Source organism: Flavobacterium jejuense, from assembly GCF_006491595.2.
In the GTDB taxonomy this organism is placed as follows: domain Bacteria; phylum Bacteroidota; class Bacteroidia; order Flavobacteriales; family Flavobacteriaceae; genus Flavobacterium; species Flavobacterium jejuense.
Genome location: NZ_VEVQ02000006.1, coordinates 1 through 18,050 on the forward strand (window position 1 = coordinate 1; position 18,050 = coordinate 18,050).

General features: G+C 28.8%; 16 protein-coding genes. 3 read left to right on the forward strand and 13 right to left on the reverse strand.

All coding sequences use genetic code 11. The features are described 5' to 3' along the window. From FIA58_RS21330 to FIA58_RS10095, 10 genes are all read right to left on the reverse strand, one after another. On the reverse strand, positions 1-1,449 hold a 1,449-nt coding region (locus FIA58_RS21330; RefSeq protein WP_208022794.1), incomplete at its 3' end, for a M23 family metallopeptidase. Between the two features lie 299 nt (positions 1,450-1,748). Next, a complete protein-coding gene (locus FIA58_RS10055) occupies positions 1,749-3,494 on the reverse strand; it encodes an AraC family transcriptional regulator (RefSeq protein ID WP_140962357.1) in 1,746 nt (581 codons plus the stop codon). 27 nt (positions 3,495-3,521) lie between these two features. After that, positions 3,522-5,246 (reverse strand): helix-turn-helix domain-containing protein, encoded by a 1,725-nt coding sequence (locus tag FIA58_RS10060; RefSeq protein WP_140962358.1) that lies wholly within the window; start codon positions 5,244-5,246, stop codon positions 3,522-3,524. A gap of 36 nt (positions 5,247-5,282) precedes the next feature. Then, positions 5,283-6,521 carry a peptidase T gene (gene pepT / locus FIA58_RS10065; protein ID WP_140962359.1) on the reverse strand — a complete coding sequence of 413 codons (1,239 nt, stop codon included), beginning with the start codon at positions 6,519-6,521 and terminating at the stop codon, positions 5,283-5,285. Positions 6,522-6,560: 39 nt separating this feature from the next. Further along, on the reverse strand, positions 6,561-8,588 hold the full coding sequence (locus FIA58_RS10070; RefSeq protein ID WP_140962360.1) for a M3 family metallopeptidase: 2,028 nt from the start codon (positions 8,586-8,588) through the stop codon (positions 6,561-6,563). A gap of 571 nt (positions 8,589-9,159) precedes the next feature. Then, a complete protein-coding gene (gene purE, locus FIA58_RS10075; RefSeq protein ID WP_140962361.1) occupies positions 9,160-9,642 on the reverse strand; it encodes a 5-(carboxyamino)imidazole ribonucleotide mutase in 483 nt (160 codons plus the stop codon). 321 nt (positions 9,643-9,963) lie between these two features. Continuing rightward, positions 9,964-10,557 carry an HNH endonuclease domain-containing protein gene (locus tag FIA58_RS10080; protein WP_140962362.1) on the reverse strand — a complete coding sequence of 198 codons (594 nt, stop codon included), beginning with the start codon at positions 10,555-10,557 and terminating at the stop codon, positions 9,964-9,966. Between the two features lie 2 nt (positions 10,558-10,559). After that, complete coding sequence (locus FIA58_RS10085) at positions 10,560-11,876, reverse strand: AAA family ATPase (RefSeq protein ID WP_140962363.1); 1,317 nt, start codon at positions 11,874-11,876, stop codon at positions 10,560-10,562. Between the two features lie 102 nt (positions 11,877-11,978). Continuing rightward, positions 11,979-13,145, reverse strand: a complete 1,167-nt coding sequence (locus tag FIA58_RS10090) for a 5-(carboxyamino)imidazole ribonucleotide synthase (RefSeq protein ID WP_140962618.1) — start codon at positions 13,143-13,145, stop codon at positions 11,979-11,981. Between the two features lie 93 nt (positions 13,146-13,238). After that, entirely contained in the window at positions 13,239-13,775 is a 537-nt protein-coding gene (locus tag FIA58_RS10095) for a hypothetical protein (protein ID WP_140962364.1), read from the reverse strand. Positions 13,776-13,874: 99 nt separating this feature from the next. Between FIA58_RS10095 and FIA58_RS10100 the strand changes: the two genes are divergently transcribed. Then, positions 13,875-14,996, forward strand: a complete 1,122-nt coding sequence (locus FIA58_RS10100) for an adenylate kinase (RefSeq protein WP_140962365.1) — start codon at positions 13,875-13,877, stop codon at positions 14,994-14,996. A 277-nt stretch (positions 14,997-15,273) separates the two neighbouring features. After that, positions 15,274-16,293 (forward strand): GTPase ObgE, encoded by a 1,020-nt coding sequence (gene obgE, locus FIA58_RS10105; protein ID WP_140962366.1) that lies wholly within the window; start codon positions 15,274-15,276, stop codon positions 16,291-16,293. Between the two features lie 50 nt (positions 16,294-16,343). Here obgE and FIA58_RS10110 read toward each other — a convergent pair whose 3' ends face one another. Continuing rightward, on the reverse strand, positions 16,344-16,718 hold the full coding sequence (locus FIA58_RS10110) for a hypothetical protein (RefSeq protein WP_140962367.1): 375 nt from the start codon (positions 16,716-16,718) through the stop codon (positions 16,344-16,346). 20 nt (positions 16,719-16,738) lie between these two features. Beyond that, positions 16,739-17,050: a roadblock/LC7 domain-containing protein gene (locus FIA58_RS10115; RefSeq protein ID WP_165928897.1), complete on the reverse strand. Its 312-nt coding sequence runs from the start codon at positions 17,048-17,050 to the stop codon at positions 16,739-16,741. Positions 17,051-17,173: 123 nt separating this feature from the next. Here FIA58_RS10115 and FIA58_RS10120 point away from each other — a divergent pair, with 123 nt between their 5' ends. Next, positions 17,174-17,485: a hypothetical protein gene (locus tag FIA58_RS10120; RefSeq protein ID WP_140962369.1), complete on the forward strand. Its 312-nt coding sequence runs from the start codon at positions 17,174-17,176 to the stop codon at positions 17,483-17,485. A 43-nt stretch (positions 17,486-17,528) separates the two neighbouring features. Here the strand turns inward: FIA58_RS10120 and lysM are convergent, their stop codons facing one another. Beyond that, positions 17,529-17,996, reverse strand: a complete 468-nt coding sequence (gene lysM / locus FIA58_RS10125; protein WP_140962370.1) for a peptidoglycan-binding protein LysM — start codon at positions 17,994-17,996, stop codon at positions 17,529-17,531. Positions 17,997-18,050: the final 54 nt, after the last annotated feature.

Sequence of the window (18,050 nt, forward strand, 5' to 3'; positions counted from 1 at the left end):
AGCTGTATTTGATGTAAAACCATTAGCAGCTGTCCATCCGGAATTTGAAGTTGAAACTTGTATTCTAAAAGCACCTGCGTTAACAGGAGAAGTATAGGTAAAGTTGATAGGTAATAATAAGTTAGTTGCTCCATTTGCAGGTGAAACCGGAACAGGTGTGTTTGCAGGAGTTGTGGTATTGTTTGAACGATACCTATTATCAACACGTGGTTGTCCAATATCTTTAAAACTACCAATTGTAGATGCATTTCCTCCAGCAGCTCTCCATTCGAAATGAATATGGTCTCCAGTAGATCCTCCAGTTGTTCCTTCTCTTGCAATAACCTGACCTTGAGTAACGGATTGTCCTTGACTTACCAGTATAGATGAATTATGAGCATAATACGTTCTTGTACCATCACTATGAGTAATTATTACTAATCTTCCATAACCAGAAGATAGACTGCCGCTTATTCCAGCAAAAGAAATAGTTCCACTTGCAGCAGCTCTTACATTATCATTACTGTTTTGTGAAGTCGCAAAATCTATAGCAGCATATCCATGTTGACCTCCAGGTCTAAAGATATTACAAACACCAACATTATTATTTAATCCGCTTGGTGCAGGTGTTCCATGTCTTGAAACACATAATTCTTTATTAAAATCCCAAGGTAAATAATAATCGATTGATGAAGCTCTAGCTTGGTTGTGGTTTGCGGATTTGTTATTTAAATCGTCTTCCCATCCATTTAAAATAAATGATTCTCCTTTATCTTGAATAAGAATAACTTCTTTTTGGGTTGTTAGGTTATAAGCAAATAGAATGTCTGTATTTCCATGTAAAATATTGAATTCAGTATCTAAAGTGCCTACACCATAAAATACGTTTCTATCATGTGATAAGATAGGTGTTCTCATTAATTTAAATGGAAGGTTAACAGGTTTTAGAGTGCCATTTTCGATATTTAACAACCAAATGCCTTCGTGCTCTTCAGCGCTGTCTAGGTAAAGTCCTTCAACGTATATCTCACTTGGATTGTTACTCCAAGCAATTGGTTTATAAGCTAGTTTTTTTCGGTCTTCATTTTTAATGTTTACCAAAGATTTGCTAGTTAAGGAAGAAATATTTAGTTTGTTAATTATGAAACTTCCGCCAATTTCTTCTCGTTCCATATAAATCCAAATTTTTGAATCAAACGGACTTTGTAATCCTTGAAAGAAGTCGTATCCTTTTTTTTCTTTTAATTCTGGTGAAATTTGATCAACATGATAGGCTAATTGGTCAACATAAATAACTTTTTGATTGTTGTAGTCTAAATTGAATTTACGCTCTGTTTTTTTCTTTATTTTTTTTTCTTTAGTGTCATAACTCATTATGCCTTTTTGACTTGAAATCATAAGCTCTTGTGCTTTTAGATTTGTCAAAAACAACATCAAAATGGATGAAATAAATAATTTTTTTGTGTTCATAATAATTTGTTTTTTGTTTGTGTTTGAAAGGAATTAAAAAATAATTTGGTTTCTTAAAACTTTGTTAAAGATATTGACGTGTTGATAGGGATAAAAGAAAACACCGAAACAATTTGTAAATTCAAAAAAGAAAATTTACAAATTGTTTCGGTGTTTTTTAAATACGTTAAAGTGTTTAATGTATTTTAAATACAGCTATTTATTCTTTGGTTTTTATAGCTTTTCATATAAAAGTATCATCTACTTTAAAAATAAATTGGTGAAAAAAAAGGAAGAGAATATAAAAATAGCACTTCGGATTAATTAAGGTTTTTTAGAAATTCAGTTGGAGGAATACCTGTTTTTTTAATGAAGGATTTTCTAAAGGAAGTGGTGCTTTTATAACCTACGCTATCCGCTATTTTTTGTAAGCTTAATTTTCTATAGGTTTCATTTGTAATCATTTCGTTCAATGCGTAATTTATTTTCAAATCGGTGATGTAGTCATTAAATGATTTTCCAAATCTTTTGTTTACAACAAAAGATAAATAGGTAGTATTTGTTTTTATTTTTTTTGCAACATATTCCTGAGTAAAGTCATGATTAAGGAACTTATTCTTACTTTCTAGTTTTTCTAATAAATCTACTATTTCGTTTTCCTTTTCATCATCAATACTTATTTTTTTAGTCTCTTTATTTGTATTTTCTTTTTCTATTTTTTGATTTAATTTCTTTTTGTTTTCAATATTGATTTTGTATTCTTGAATAAGATTAGCGGATTTTATTTTATTTTTTTCCTTTTCTTTTCTTTTCTTTATTAATAAAAACAATAGAATTAGAATAGTACAAATACTGGACAAATAAATTACTTTTTCAATCAGTGAGTTCGTTCTATATTTTTCGTTTAATTGTAAAATTTCCTTCTTTAAGTTTTTATTTTTTAAATTATTATTTACATCTAAAGTCTCTTCTAATAGCTTAGATTCAAAGGTTTCAAATTGATCTACGTTTTGTAAATATATTTTGGAGTGTTTTAAAAAGTTGGTATCATCCTTCAAATATTTATAGATTTTTGTTTGATAATAATTAGAAGATAAATATTCATTAGTTATTTTCTTGTTTTTATTTGCATTCCATATAGAATCAACTTTCTTGAAATAAAGCAATGATTTTTTATACTGACCAATTTCAAAATTTAGATAGCCTAAATTATACGTTAGTAGTAAGTTTTGTGTTGTTATAGCATTTTTTTTAGAGATTGCTAACGCTTCCAAATAAGCTTTACTTGCTTTGTCATAATTTTTCTTTAGAAACTGAATATTTCCTAAATTTGATAATGTTTTAACTCTTAAAACACTATTGTTTGCTATCTTTTCTAATGCTTTTTCAGAATAAATAACAGCTGAGTCAATTAACTTTGCTTCTTTTTCTACTAACTCATATTTAGATTGATAGCAATTACTGATACTTACAAAGGTATTCGCTAGTAAAAATTCATATTCTTTTTTTGGGAATAAATCTGGATTTTTGATTAGAAAATTTGCTGATTCTTGATGAATGGAAATAGCAGCATTATAGTTGCCAATATCTATATTAATTGAAGCAATATTAGAATTGAACTTTAATACTTGAACTAAATCTCCAATTTCTTCTGCTATTTTTTTACCCTGTTGAAATTTATCTAATGCTATTTTTAAGTTATATCTATCTGAGTTGGATAGACCTTCACAATTTAATAAATAAGCTTTTAATTGTAGTTTTTCTTTAGATTGTGAGACTTTGTTTAGATATAAATAAGATTTTTGTAGTGCCTCTTTGGATTTAATACTATCATTTTCTAATTGATATAAATAGCCTTTTGTTCCATTTGCAAATGCTTTATGGATAGGGTTTTTTGATTGCTCAATTTTGTTTACATAATAGAAACAACTATCCATATTTACATAAATACTCGTTTTTGCTAAAACTTGTAGTTCTTCATATGCTTCTTTAGATAAATATGTTTCACTTTGTGAAAATCCATAATTGAATACAAATAGTATAGCTAGAAGGTGATAAAATTTCATATAGATATTATTTTGTCATTATGGTTTTTATAAATTATTTAAATCTTTTATAAATTCAATAGGTGTTTTTCCAATTTTGTTTTTAAATGATTTTCTAAATGAGATAGCACTTTTAAAACCAGCACTTTCAGCAATAGCTTGTGTAGTATATTTTCTATAGGTAGCATTGCTTTTCATTTCCTTTACTACATAATCAATTTTTAGATCGTTTGTATATTCTCCAAATGTCTTTTGAAAATGTTTGTTAACAATAAAGGATAAATAGGTAGTATTTGTTTTTATTATTTTTGCTGCTAATCGTTGCGTAAAATCCTTACTTAAGAATAATTGTTCCTTTTCTAATTGTTTGAGTTTTTTTAGTAACGTTTCTTCTTTTTTAGTATCAATTTTTAAAAGTGTTTTAGTCTTTTCTTTTTTGTTTACGCTAAGTTGTTCCAGTTTTTGAATTTCTTGAATAGTTGTCTTGTTTTCGGAAACTATAGCTTTTATTTCTTGGTTTTGTTGGACACTTTCTTTTCTGTTTTTGATGACAAAGAAAACCAATACTAAAAGTAATACTACTAGAGCAATATAAGATACTATTTGTATTCTTTTTTCAAAAACAGTTTCTTTTTTTAAATTTTCAACCTCATTTTTCAACGTTTCATCATCTGATAAAAACTTGTTTTCTTTATTTTTAGTGAGGTAGTTTTTCAAATAAATTTCAGAATGTAAAATGACTTTATTTCTATCTCCTAGTTTGTAATATAGTTTAGTTAAATAATAATTTGCTTCTAGATATTCATTAAAATACTCATTTTTAGGGCGATTTATTTTATATATAGAATCTGCTTTATTGAAAAAGAGGAGTGCTTCTTTAAGTTTTTCTTCAGTATAGAACAGTTTGCCAATTTTATTTGAAATTAAAATGGAAGTTACCAAAAAATTAGATTCTTTTGCAATGACGTTTGCGCTTAAATATATTTTTTTTGCCTTTTCTAAATCATTTTTTAATACATAGATATCACCTAATGTTAATAGGGTATTTAGTTTTAAATAGCTTTTTTCTTCAGCATGATGTATCGCTTTTTTACAAAAAACTATCGCAGAATCTAATACCTTTTTGTCTTCATTCGTTTCTTTGAATTTTCTGACATAACTATTGCAAATTGTCAAATAGGTGTTGCTAATCATTGGTAAATATTCATTTTGAGGAAATAAATATTCGTTGTTTTTGATAAAATCTAAAGAAGATTTTAAGGTTTTTATTTCAGAGTTTAGATTTCCCATTTCTCCAATAACTAATGCAATGTTAGAATTGAATTTGATTATTTGAGGGACATCATTAATTTTTTTAGCAAGTTTTTTTCCTTGATTGTATTTTTCTAATGCCTTTTTAATTTGAAATCTTTCCCAATAACATAAGCCTTCAAAGTTCAATAAATAGGCTTTTAATCTAGTTTTTTCTTCAGAGTTTGAAACCTTATTTAAATATTGGTATGAAATTAAAGTGCTTTTTTTAGATTTTATACTGTCATTTGTTAATTGGTATAAATAACCTCTCATTGCGTTAGCAAAGGCTTTATGTGTGTAATTAGAAGACTTTTCTATTTTGTTTAAATAGAAAAAGGAGCTATCAATATTTGTGTATTGATAGCTCCTAGCTTTATCTTGAAGAATTAAATAATCGTCTTTTGTAAGATTATGTTTTTCCTCTTGGGAGTAGGTTAATAGCGTAAAAAAAACAAATAAATAGAATATAACTATTCTCATATAATTTTGATTACGAATGTTAAAAAAAAGAATGTTTTATTGTACTGCTGTTAATTCAGCAATTTTTACAATAACTTCAGTGGCTTTCACCATACTTTCTACTGGCACATATTCATATTTTCCATGAAAATTGTGTCCGCCTGCGAAAATATTAGGGCAAGGCAATCCTTTATACGATAATTGCGAACCATCTGTTCCACCTCTAATTGGTTTTATAATAGGTGTAATGCCTAGTTCTTTCATAGCTTGTTCTGCAATTTCTACTATGTGGAAAACAGGCTCTACTTTTTCACGCATGTTATAATATTGATCATTGACTTCTGCGATGCAAATGTCTTCACCAAATTGTTTTGCATATTGATTGTTCATTTTTAAAGCAATGGTATGAATTAATTCTTTTCTTGCTTCAAAAAGATCTTTGTCATGGTCACGAATGATGAGTTGTAGAACCGTTTCTTCAATACTTCCATTTAAATGATGTACGTGAAAAAATCCTTCATAATCAGTAGTTCTTTCTGGAACTTCATTTTCAGGTAAAGCCGAAATAAATTCATTTGCAAGAAGCATAGAATTAATCATTTTTCCTTTAGCATAACCTGGATGAACGCTTTTTCCTTTGAAAGTAATTTTGGCTCCAGCCGCATTAAAATTTTCATATTCTAATTCGCCTATTTGACTACCATCCATTGTATAGGCATATGCACAACCAAACTTTTCTACATCAAATTTATGTGCTCCACGACCGATTTCTTCATCAGGTGTAAAACCAACTCTAATTTTTCCATGTTTAATTTCTGGATGTTGTATTAAATACTCCATAGCACTTACAATTTCAGTAATTCCAGCTTTATCATCTGCACCTAAAAGCGTTGTTCCATCAGTTGTAATGATAGTTTGTCCTTTATATTGTAGTAAATCTTCAAAATAACTTGGAGATAAAACAATATTTTGGTCCGCATTTAATACAATGTCTTTTCCATCATAATTTTCTATGATTTGTGGTTTTACATTGGCACCTGTAAAATCTGGAGTTGTATCAAAATGAGAAACAAATCCAATAGTTGGAACATCATGTGCTACATTACTTGGTAAAGTTGCCATTATGTAGGCGTTTTCATCAATAGTAACTTCTTGCATCCCTATTGCTTTTAATTCATCTACTAATTTATTGGCTAAATCCCATTGCTTTTCAGTACTTGGAGTAGTGTTAGAATTTGGATCTGATTCTGTATCGATAGTTACATAGCTTATAAAACGATCTATAATGTGTTGCATTTTTCTTAATTTTTTGTAAATATACTTCTTTACTATTTTTTATTCAATAAGTCCTGCTCTTTTTAACAAAGCATCTGGTTTTGGTTCTTGTCCTCTAAATTTTTTGTACAAAGTCATTGGATGCTCTGTTCCTCCTTTTGATAATACATTTTCTTTAAATTTTGTAGCTACTTCTTTGTCGAAAATTCCTTTTTCTTGGAAATATGCAAAAGCATCAGCATCTAAAACTTCTGCCCATTTATAACTGTAATAACCTGAAGAATAACCCCCTTGAAAAATATGAGAAAATGAAGTACTCATGCAATTTTCAGATACATCTGGATATAATTTTGTGTTTTCAAATGCATGTTCTTCAAATGATTTTATATCTTTAATAGATTGTACTTTTCCATGATAAGCCATATCTAATAGTCCAAAACTTATTTGCCTCATTGTAGCTATACCTTCTAAGAAACTTGCACTTTCTTTTATCTTTTCAACATATTCTTGTGGAATGATTTCTCCTGTTTCATAATGTTTAGCAAATAAAGCTAAGGCTTCTGGTTCGTAACACCAGTTTTCCATAACTTGACTTGGTAATTCCACAAAATCCCAATAAACAGATGTTCCTGATAAACTAGGGTAAGTAGTGTTTGCTAACATACCGTGTAAACCATGACCAAATTCATGAAAAAGTGTTGTTACTTCATTAAAAGTAAGTAGAGAAGGTTTTGTTGGAGTAGGAGGTGTGAAGTTACAAACGTTTGAAATGTGTGGTCTTTCATTTATTCCATCTTTTATCCATTGTGACTTATAAGAAGTCATCCAAGCTCCATTTCGTTTTCCTTTTCTAGGAAAAAAATCGGTATAAAAAAGAGCAACTAAATTTCCTTCAAAATCAAGAACTTCAAAAGTTTGCACATCTTCATGGTATTTATCTATATCAAAAACTTCTTTAAAGGTAATTCCATATAATTTTTCAGCAATGGTAAATGCTCCTTTTAATACATTTTCTAATTTAAAATAAGGTTTTAATTTTTCATCATCTAAATTGAATAATTTTTGTTTCAATTTTTCTGAATAATAGGCTCCGTCCCATTTTTCTAATTGGTCAATACCATCTAATTCTTTAGCGAAAAAAGTTAATTCTGAAAATTCTTTTTCAGCTGCGGGTTTAGCTTTAGCTAACAAATCATTTAAAAAGGAAACCACTTTATCAGGGTTTTGAGCCATTCGTTCTTCTAAAACAAAATGAGCATGTGTTGGATATCCAAGAAGATTAGCTCTTTCGTGACGTAAACGCACAATTTTTTTTACGTTATTTTGGTTGTCAAATTGATTATTTTGGAAAGCTTTTTTTCCTGCTGCTATACTTATTTCTCTTCTTAAAGCACGGTTTTCAACATAAGTAACAAAAGGTAAATAGCTTGGATAATCTAGTGTAAAAACCCAACCGTCTATTTTCTTTGATTTTGCTAATGTAGCAGCAGCTTCTTTAGCTCCTTCTGGTAAGCCTTTTAAGTCATCTTCATTTGTAATGTGAAGTTGGTAATTATTGGTTTCAGCTAACACATTTTCGCCAAAGGTTAGTTTTAATTTGGCTAACTGAGTGTCAATTTCTCTTACTTTCTTTTTTTGTTCTTCATTTAATAAAGCACCATTTCTTACAAAACTTTTGTATTTCTTGTCTAATAAGGTTTGTTCTTCAATTGATAAGTTTAGAGTGTCTTTAATGTCATAGACTTTTTTTACTTTCTTAAATAAGTCTTCATTTAAAGTTATATCATTACTAAATTCTGTTAATAATGGAGAAATTTCTTGTGCTATTTTTTGTATTTCATCTGAAGTTTCAGCTGAATTTAAATTAAAAAAAAGACTTGACACACGATCTAACTGGTTTCCAGAAAAATCCAAAGCTTCAATAGTATTTTTAAAAGTAGGATTCTCGGTATTAATTATAATTTGATTAATTTCTTCTTTAGAAGATTTAATTAATTGAATAAAAGCATCTTTAAAATCTTTATTTTGAATTTTTGAGAATGGAGCTGTTGCGTATTTTGTATTGAATTTTTCTGTTAGAATAGTCATTTTTTTATTTTTATAAAATTTTTAAAATACTGATTATTAGTGTTTTGTAATTAATCCCCGCGTTTGAATTAGTTTTTCATCGGTAAAACGTATGTTTATTGCGATAAAGTGTATATATTTGTGTTGGAAAGTTATCAGAATAGATACTCTTTTTGCCACCAAAACTGAATTTTTTTTATAGTTGTCACTTAATTGTGAAATAGATTTTTGTCCCGATGTTATTGTTTGCATCGGGATTTTTTTTTCAAAAATAACGATTTCTACTATAGAATTAAAAAATAGCGTAAACTTTAGACTTCTAATTTATCCCTTTTTTATAGTTACATGTTAAAAAAAACACCGTCAAATTGTGAGATTTTTACCTCAAGAACAAGGAGTTAATCTTTTTTTTCAAAAATAATTAATATTTGCCGATAAAATGTTTGCTTTATTCGATTAAGTGATTATATTTGTATCAGCAAAAATGTTGAAATAAAACCTTTTTGTCCCTGAAACTGAATTTTTTTTATAGTTGTCACTTAATTGTGAATAGATTTTTATCCCGATGTTATTGTTTGCATCGGGATTTTTTTTATTTCAAATTTTCTGAGGCTTTTAAAACGGCTTGTTTTAAGCTTTCTTTATAAGAGATAATTGTTTCTAAAACTTTTTTGTCGCTACTACCAATAATCTGTGCGGCTAAAATTCCAGCGTTTTTTGCACCATTTAAAGCAACAGTTGCAACAGGAACACCACCAGGCATTTGTAAAATGGATAAAACAGAATCCCAACCGTCAATTGAATTACTAGATTTTACAGGAACACCTATTACAGGTAGAGGAGACATGGAAGCGACCATTCCTGGTAAATGAGCGGCACCACCAGCACCAGCAATAATTACAGAAATTCCACGATTATGCGCATTTTTACTAAAATCAAATAATTTTTCTGGTGTTCTATGTGCAGAAACAATATCCACTTCGGTTTCAATATTGAATTCTTTTAGAATGTCTATGGCTCCTTGCATAACTGGCATGTCTGATATGCTCCCCATTACTATGGCTACTTTACTCATTTTGTATTTAGTTTAACGTTGTTTAAAATTGTTTAAGAGTTTAAAGTTGTTTTTGAGTTGGAAATATAAAAATACTACTATCCAAAAGATTAAATAATCAAATAATAAATACTTCCATTCTAAAAATGTTCTATACTTCATTTCTTCATTTGGTGAGAAAATGTAAAAAACCTTAGGTATTCCAATATTAATTTGTGGTAATTCTTTAATTTGAGAATAAAATAATATTTCCAATAAAATAATTATGAATGAAATTGTACATAAAACTACAAGCGCATAAAAACTTATTTTAAAAAAATGTTTTACAGTTTTCATCCTGATTTAAAGATTTGGAATCATTTCCCAGATGTTAATATTGAATTCTGCTTGAATGGCTCTTAAATAAGCTATTTGTTTTAAGTCATCTTGAATTAATATTTCAAAAAAATCAGTTTCTGAAAGACCATATTTTGATATTTCATCTCTTTTTCTTCTAATATACTTCTTTCTTTCATCTGCAAGAATAATATCATCTAATTTCAGGAGGTTTATTAAATTACAAGCTTCAATGTCATTTGAATCGGCTACTCTATAATCTCCATTGTCATATAGAATTCTACCATTGAAGTTTTCATTAGTTGGGTATAAAATAGGTTGAAAATTATCCCATTTTGAAGATTTTTCTTTATTCCATTGATGTTTGACTAAGAACCAATTTGAATAATTATCATTCTCTGTCCCTTTTAAATTAGGATTAAAATGTTCAATATCTTTTGCATCAGCTCGTCCAATATATTCTTCTGTGTAAGCACAAAATCCTTTTTGTTCATTGAATAGAATTTTTGAAATAGTTTGATTATTATTAGAGTTGCCTTCTGTGTATTTTAGATTTTGAGCGACAATTTCTGAATTTTCATCTTTGATTATCCTTCTCATGTTTAAAAATTATAAGTATCACCAAGTTTAACGGTTTCTAATAAAAGTTCTTTTTTCTTCGTTGGGTCTTTTTCATTTGCTAAATCTTCTTTTAGTTTTAGATACTTTTTATAAGCTTCTTCTCCAAATTTATTATAATAATTAATATCAAAATCATTTTTCAGCATATCATTTGGATCATCACCTATAGGAGAGCTTCCTCTTCTTACAGCTACTTTTCCTTCGTTATCAAAATATAAAATAAAACGTTCATCTGGTTCAAAAGAAGCAGCCACGAATGGAGAATGTGTGGCAACTATAAATTGTGCTTCTGGAGCTAAATTTTGATAATAGTCCATCAAATCCATTTGCATATCTGGATATAAGGAACGCTCGGGTTCGTCAATTAAGATAATCGAATCTTTGGAGTCAAGTTTGAATAAAGGTAAAAAAGAAAGTAATAATCCTTTTGTTCCGGTACTAGTGTTTTGGATAGGAATTATTTCTTCATTTCTTTTATTTGCAATAGGAATAACATATTCTGTATTTACTAAATCTACTTCTAAATTTAATCTTTCTAATATTGGATTAAATTTCTTAGCAAATTTTTCTATTTTATTTGGATTTTCTTTTTGCCATTTTTTAAATTCTATACTTAGTTTATCTGGATTTGAAAGTAATCCTTCATGTAGAAGTTCTGCCATCTTTTGAGTGAATTTTTTACGATATATTAAAATCTCATTCAATATTAATAACCACAAATCAGCACTTACATTTTCGTCAAATATAATTGAATTAGATTTTGAATAAATATGTTTTAATCCACGTAAATTTTCTATTCCAGGATATTTCTCAAATAAATCAACAGGGTTTTTAGTAAATATTTCAATGTTTCTATCAGAAATTAGATTAGATTTAAGATAAAATAAAAACTTCTTTTCTTCATCTTTTAGAAAACTATCAAAATTTCCAGTTTCAATGTAAGAATAATTATATGTGTCAATATCGTTTTTACATGTAAGCTTATCTTTACTAATGAAAATTTGTTTTTTTTCTGAAACAAAATTTACATTTCCTTTTATTATATTAAAATCAGAATTGGAAAAGTAGAGATTATTTTCTAAATCTGAAGTAATTATTAAATTATTTAGATTTGAATGATATTGCTCTATCAACTCCAACAACCCAGTTTTTCCAGTAGCACTTTGACCAATAAAACATATTTTATCAAGGGCTTTTCCACGTTTTTCAACTATATGAAAGTCCTCTGGATACGTAAAATCAAATGCTAGGTTTTCTAAATGTCTAAATTGCTCTATATGTAACTTTGAAATTTTCATGTACTGAATTTTTACAAATTTAAGTAAAAAAGTATAACTCCAATTAAAGATGCTGAAACAAGTTCAGCATGACAAAAAACAACTCAAACTGACCACTCTCTACTAAACACTAACCACTCTAATACTGTTCTTTACTTCTTCAGCAATTCTTCGAGCTTCATTCATGTTTTCATTTACAATAGTAACATGGCCCATTTTTCTGAAAGGTCTAGTTTCTCTTTTTCCGTAAATATGAGGAGTTACACCATCAATTGCCATTATTTTTTTTATGTTTTCATAAACAACTTGTCCTTCAAAACCTTCTTCACCAACTAAATTTACCATGATTCCTGCTACTTTGCTGTCAGTATTTCCTAGTGGAAGGTTTAAAATTGCTCGCAAATGATTTTCAAATTGTGAAGTATAACTGGCTTCAATACTGTAATGACCAGAATTATGAGGTCTTGGAGCAACTTCGTTTACCAAAATGATATCGTTTCCTTCCGAGTCTTCGGAATGAAACATTTCAACTGCTAATAAGCCTACGTGGTTAAATGTTTCTGATACTTTTAAGGCAACTTCTTGGGCCTTTTGAGTCACTTTTTCATCAATACGAGCTGGACAAATTACATATTCTACTTGATTGGCTTCTGGATGAAATTCCATTTCAACTACTGGATAGGTTTTTATTTCTCCAGAAAAGCTTCTTGCTACAATAACAGCCAATTCGTTTTTAAACGGAACCAAATCTTCTGCAATACATTCTACATCTGGTAATTTTACTAAATCTAAAGCAGAACGACATATTTTTACACCATTTCCGTCGTAACCAAATTGGGCACTTTTCCATACAAAAGGGAACTCTAATTCATCTTTGGCTAGACTGTTTCTTAAATCATCAAGTCCTACAAATCGTAAATGTTTTGATGTTGGTATATCATTTTGGACATACAAATCTTTTTGTTTGCCTTTGTTTTGAATTAAACGAAGTGTTTTTGGAGAGGGAAATATTGGTAATCCTTCTTCTTCTAATTTATCCAATGCGTCCAGATTCACATTTTCAATTTCAATAGTTAACAAATCGACTAGTTTTCCAAATTGGTAAACAATATCAAAATCCATTAAACTACCTTTGTAAAAGTTATTACAACCAAAACGAGAAGGTGCTTCATCATTTGGGTCTAATACAAAGGTTTGAATGTCAAATTTTCGAGTATCTGCTAGAAGCATTTTGCCCAGTTGGCCACCTCCTAATATACCTAGTTTAAAATCAGATGAGAAATAATTCATTGCGATATATGAACCCAATTCATTGGATTGCTTTTTTAGTTGTTTGTAGTTAGTGATGCAAAGATACTTAGACAAATACTAATTAACAATTGCTTATTTATTTAATTTCTTTAAAATTTCTCTAGCAACAGCTTTGTAAGCAGCCGAATGCGAACTGTAATCCTGTTCTAAAATAACTTTTAACTCTTCTTTAATCCAAGGTTGTTTTTTACTAAAATTATGTAATGCTCTTATTGCATAAGCTTTAGTGGCAACTTTTTCATTTTGGATTAGCCAATCTAAACAAGTTTCTATAAGTTGTTGTTCTTGTTTTTTAGATAAATTGATTGATTTAGATTTAGAAATAAAAAAGCAAATTTTAGAAATGGGTCTTACAGCAGAATCATTTTTGTAGACAGAAACAGTATTAGTAAAAACATCTAGATATGGAATTATAAATTCTAAGTTTTTTTCAAGAACAAGTTCTAATGCCCAACAAGCTTTAAAATGATTTTTATTAGTAAGGTTAAAAGCAAAAGCAAATAATTCTTTTAAATTATCAGAATTTGACATTGCTAATTCACAAATATTGTCTCTAGATTTTCTATGAGCAGTGCTGTTTTCTATTTGTGTATAAAAAGAAGATTCCATTGGATAAAAATAGTAAAAAAAATAAAAAAAGTCTTGATACTTACTGCTTAATACTTATTACTTTCTTAAATTTGTTGCTTATTTTTAAAATCAAACCTTGTGATTCAATTACACGATAAACATTTTGAACCCTTTATTTCAGCAGATGAAATAGATTTTGCGATTCAAAACATGGCCAAGCAAATGGATGCCGATTTTTTTGATGAAGTTCCAGTTTTTATTGGAGTTTTGAATGGTTCGTTCAAAGTTATTTCCGACTTAATGAAGTATTATAGAGGAATGTGCGAAGTAAGTTTTGTTAAACTGGCATCTTACGAAGGTACACAATCTACAAATCAAGTAAAACAATTAATTGGTCTAAATGAAGATTTAGAAGGGAAAACGGTGGTAATTGTCGAAGATATAGTTGATACTGGAAATACGGTAGAAGAATTAAAAGCTATTTTTAAAGAAAAGAAGGTAAAACATTTAAAAATAGCTACTTTGTTTTTTAAACCAGAAGCCTATAAAAAAGAGATTAAATTAGATTACGTGGGAATTCGTATTCCTAATAAATTCATCGTAGGTTTTGGGTTAGACTATGATGGTTTAGGAAGAAATTTACCAGACGTTCATCAATTAGCAATAGAAAACACAAACACACAAATGATTAATATAGTTTTATTCGGAAAGCCAGGAGCTGGAAAAGGAACTCAAGCCGATTTTTTAAAAGAAAAATACAATTTAGTACATCTTTCAACAGGAGATATTTTTAGATTTAATATTAAAAATGAAACAGAATTAGGAACACTTGCTAAATCTTATATGGATAAAGGGGATCTAGTTCCAGATGAAATTACTATTAAAATGTTGGAAGATGAAGTTAATAAAAATCCACAAGCTAAAGGATTTTTATTTGATGGTTTTCCTAGAACAATTGCACAAGCAGAGGCTTTAGATGCTTTTCTAAAATCGAAAAACCAAGAAATTACTGCTACTGTTGCTTTAGAAGCTGATGATGAAATTTTAGTGCAACGTTTGTTGGAAAGAGGAAAAACATCAGGAAGACCAGACGATCAAGATGAAGAAAAAATCAGAAACCGTTATGACGAGTATAACCAAAAAACAGCTCCATTGACGGATTATTATAAAGCACAAGGTAAATTTAAACCAGTGGATGGAATAGGGCAAATTGCAGAAGTTACTGAACGATTGTCAAAAGTAATTGATGGTTTGTTGTAGTAGCTGATCCAGCTGTTCACTACAAGGTATAACAAAATAAAAAAGTGTGCCTAACATAAAAAAAGGAGCTTCTTAATAGTCGCTCTTTTTTTATGGGCATCACTATTTTTCTTTTGTCATACGCTTTTCATTACCATCTGGGCTATAATTAAAAGAATCGCTAAATTCAATTATAAATTATACCTTTGCAAAAATTAAATCATAAGTTAAAAGTTTTAGGAAAATAGATTTTTAAAATCAACTTTCTGACTTCTAACTTCTAACTTCTAACTTTGTTATGACTGAAGGGAATTTTGTAGATTACGTAAAAATATATTTAGCTTCTGGAAAAGGAGGTAAAGGTTCTACACATTTACATAGAGAAAAATTTATTGAAAAAGGAGGGCCAGATGGAGGAGATGGAGGTCGTGGAGGACACGTTATATTAAGAGGAAATAAAGGTCTTTGGACCTTGTATCATCTAAAATTTTTAAGACATGTAAAAGCAGGTCATGGAGGTGATGGAGGAAGTTCTAGAAGCACAGGTGCAGATGGAGAGGATAAAATTATAGAAGTACCATTAGGTACTGTTGTAAAAGATAAGGAAACCGGAGATGTACTTTTTGAAATAACTGAAGATGGAGAAACTAAAGTAATCGCAAAAGGAGGAAAAGGAGGATTAGGAAACTGGCATTTTAGAAGTTCTACTAATCAAACACCACGCTATTCTCAACCAGGAATGCCTAGTGAAGAATTGGATATTATTTTAGAATTAAAAGTATTGGCAGATGTAGGTCTAGTAGGTTTTCCTAATGCAGGAAAATCAACACTTTTATCGGTTTTAACTTCTGCAAAACCTAAAATTGCCGATTATGCGTTCACCACTTTAAAGCCTAATTTAGGAATCGTAGCTTACAGAGATTTTCAATCGTTTGTAATTGCAGATATTCCAGGAATTATTGAAGGAGCTGCTGAAGGTAAAGGTTTAGGTCATTATTTTCTTCGACATATAGAACGCAATTCTACTTTGTTATTTCTTGTTCCAGCTGATGCAGAAGATATTAAAAAGGAATATGAAATATTATTAGATGAGTTAAGACGTTACAATCCTGAAATGTTAGACAAAGATAGACTAATTGTTGTATCTAAATCAGACATGTTAGATGAGGAATTACAAACCGAAATGAAAGCGCAACTAGATAAAGAGTTTAAAGGAATAGACTATATGTTTATTTCTTCTGTTGCGCAACAAGGTTTGCAAGAACTTAAAGATAAGTTGTGGAAAATGTTGAATACAGATGCAGAAGTTAAAAGTTAAATATAAAAAAGGAACGCATTTGCGTTCCTTTTTTATGGTAAATAAAATAATTATATTTTACCTACAATATCTTTTTTGTATTTATTCAAAACAGCTTTAGTCATTCCTAAATTTGCTTTATTTGCATCGACAGCTAAGTAGATAAAATAATCACCATCTTCAGAAATATCAATAATATGTATTTGTGAAGTTAGGTTAATCATAATATTTTCAATCTTTTGAGTTAAATTTAAAGCTTTGATAGCGCTTAACTTTGCTTTCACTACTTCTAAGTTATAAGCTGAAGCTAATTCAGGATCAAAAGAGGGGTCAACAGACAAAGAGTAATAAGAAATACCTGATTTTACTTCTGTTACACTAACAGCAATAAAACCAGAAACGTTAGTTTGTAAATCCTCTCCGAACTTGTTTAAAAAATCTGACATAATCAATTATTTGTATTAAATTATTTTTCTAAGTTATCAATGACTTTAAGTAAAAGTCCTAGTTTTGCAATATCATTACTTATTGAAATTAAATATTGGTCTTGTTTCAATTTACTTCCAATTAATAAAAGAGATTCTCCTTTTAGGATAATTTGATTCAATTTTGTTTCATTTAGCTCATCAACTAGCCCTTCACACATTTCTAAAATAGTACTTGACATTGCACTTATTGTTTGTGGTTTGTCAATATTTATAGAGTCAATAAGATTTCCGTTTTTGTCAAAGATTAAAGCTGATTCTATTGCTGTTTCTTCAATTAATTTTTGTAACATATTATATTTCATAGAATTATTACGGCAAAGATAGATTGTTTTTTTTAAAAATGTTAAAAGAATTATAGTTTTTCTGTAATTTATGCTAAAGTTTATGTAGTTTTGTATTAAATTTATTTGTGAATGGAAAATCAAAAAGATATTGAAATTTTAAAGTCATCTTTAGCTTTAAAATTAGAGTTGTTTAATAAAATTAGATATGGATATGATACTGTAAAAGAAGAATTCAACTTTAAAGATGTTAATAAAGCCTCTGAAGATTATCCTGTGATTAATGATGAAAAAGAGGTAGTAGATGACTTAGAAAAAGAATTGGTTTTAGTTGATGAAAATGTAGAAGAATTAAAAGTGGAAAGTAGAAATTCATCAGAACGAAAATCAGCAATGAATATATCTAATTTAGGAACTAGCTACTTTGGTAGAAGAAGAAGATAAAAAAAAGAACGACTTATTAAGTCGTTCTTTTTTATTAAGACACTTAGTCAATATTAGGGATTCTTAAAACTTGTCCTGGATAAATTTTATCAGGATGGTCTAGCATAGGCTGATTGGCTTCAAATATAATATTGAATTTATTAGCATCTCCATAATATTTTTTAGCAATTTTAGATAACCATTCTCCTTTTTCCACCGTATGAAATTGTGCTTCTGGTTTTGGTTCAGGAGCAATAACAATCATTTGATTATCAACTGTATCAACACCTTCAACATTACCAATTGCTAATACAATTCTTTCTGCATCTTCTTGTTCGTCCACATCACCTTCCACTACTACATCGTCACCTTTAAGACTAATTTTAATGGTTTTGTATTTTAAACCCAATGCTTTCACATGTTCTAACAGAGCGCTCGCTTTTAAAACTGCTTTTTCTTCCACTGGAGCTTCTTCTTCTTTTTTGCCAAATAGTTTAGCACCTGCATTTTTTACAAATGAAAATAATCCCATAATTCTAGTAGTTTATATGTTAATACTCAAATATAAGAAAATTTAGACTAATTT

Bases quoted from the DNA above. Each gene is read 5' to 3' on its own strand.
- purE (WP_140962361.1), bottom strand. From the start codon at position 9,642: ATGAGTAAAGTAGCCATAGTAATGGGGAGCATATCAGACATGCCAGTT.
- FIA58_RS10090 (WP_140962618.1), bottom strand. From the start codon at position 13,145: ATGAATTATTTCTCATCTGATTTTAAACTAGGTATATTAGGAGGTGGC.
- FIA58_RS10070 (WP_140962360.1), bottom strand. From the start codon at position 8,588: ATGACTATTCTAACAGAAAAATTCAATACAAAATACGCAACAGCTCCA.
- FIA58_RS10080 (WP_140962362.1), bottom strand. From the start codon at position 10,557: ATGAGAAGGATAATCAAAGATGAAAATTCAGAAATTGTCGCTCAAAAT.
- obgE (WP_140962366.1), top strand. From the start codon at position 15,274: ATGACTGAAGGGAATTTTGTAGATTACGTAAAAATATATTTAGCTTCT.
- FIA58_RS10085 (WP_140962363.1), bottom strand. From the start codon at position 11,876: ATGAAAATTTCAAAGTTACATATAGAGCAATTTAGACATTTAGAAAAC.
- FIA58_RS10120 (WP_140962369.1), top strand. From the start codon at position 17,174: ATGGAAAATCAAAAAGATATTGAAATTTTAAAGTCATCTTTAGCTTTA.
- FIA58_RS10110 (WP_140962367.1), bottom strand. From the start codon at position 16,718: ATGTCAGATTTTTTAAACAAGTTCGGAGAGGATTTACAAACTAACGTT.
- FIA58_RS10115 (WP_165928897.1), bottom strand. From the start codon at position 17,050: ATGTTACAAAAATTAATTGAAGAAACAGCAATAGAATCAGCTTTAATC.
- FIA58_RS10060 (WP_140962358.1), bottom strand. From the start codon at position 5,246: ATGAGAATAGTTATATTCTATTTATTTGTTTTTTTTACGCTATTAACC.
- pepT (WP_140962359.1), bottom strand. From the start codon at position 6,521: ATGCAACACATTATAGATCGTTTTATAAGCTATGTAACTATCGATACA.
- FIA58_RS10095 (WP_140962364.1), bottom strand. From the start codon at position 13,775: ATGGAATCTTCTTTTTATACACAAATAGAAAACAGCACTGCTCATAGA.
- FIA58_RS10055 (WP_140962357.1), bottom strand. From the start codon at position 3,494: ATGAAATTTTATCACCTTCTAGCTATACTATTTGTATTCAATTATGGA.
- lysM (WP_140962370.1), bottom strand. From the start codon at position 17,996: ATGGGATTATTTTCATTTGTAAAAAATGCAGGTGCTAAACTATTTGGC.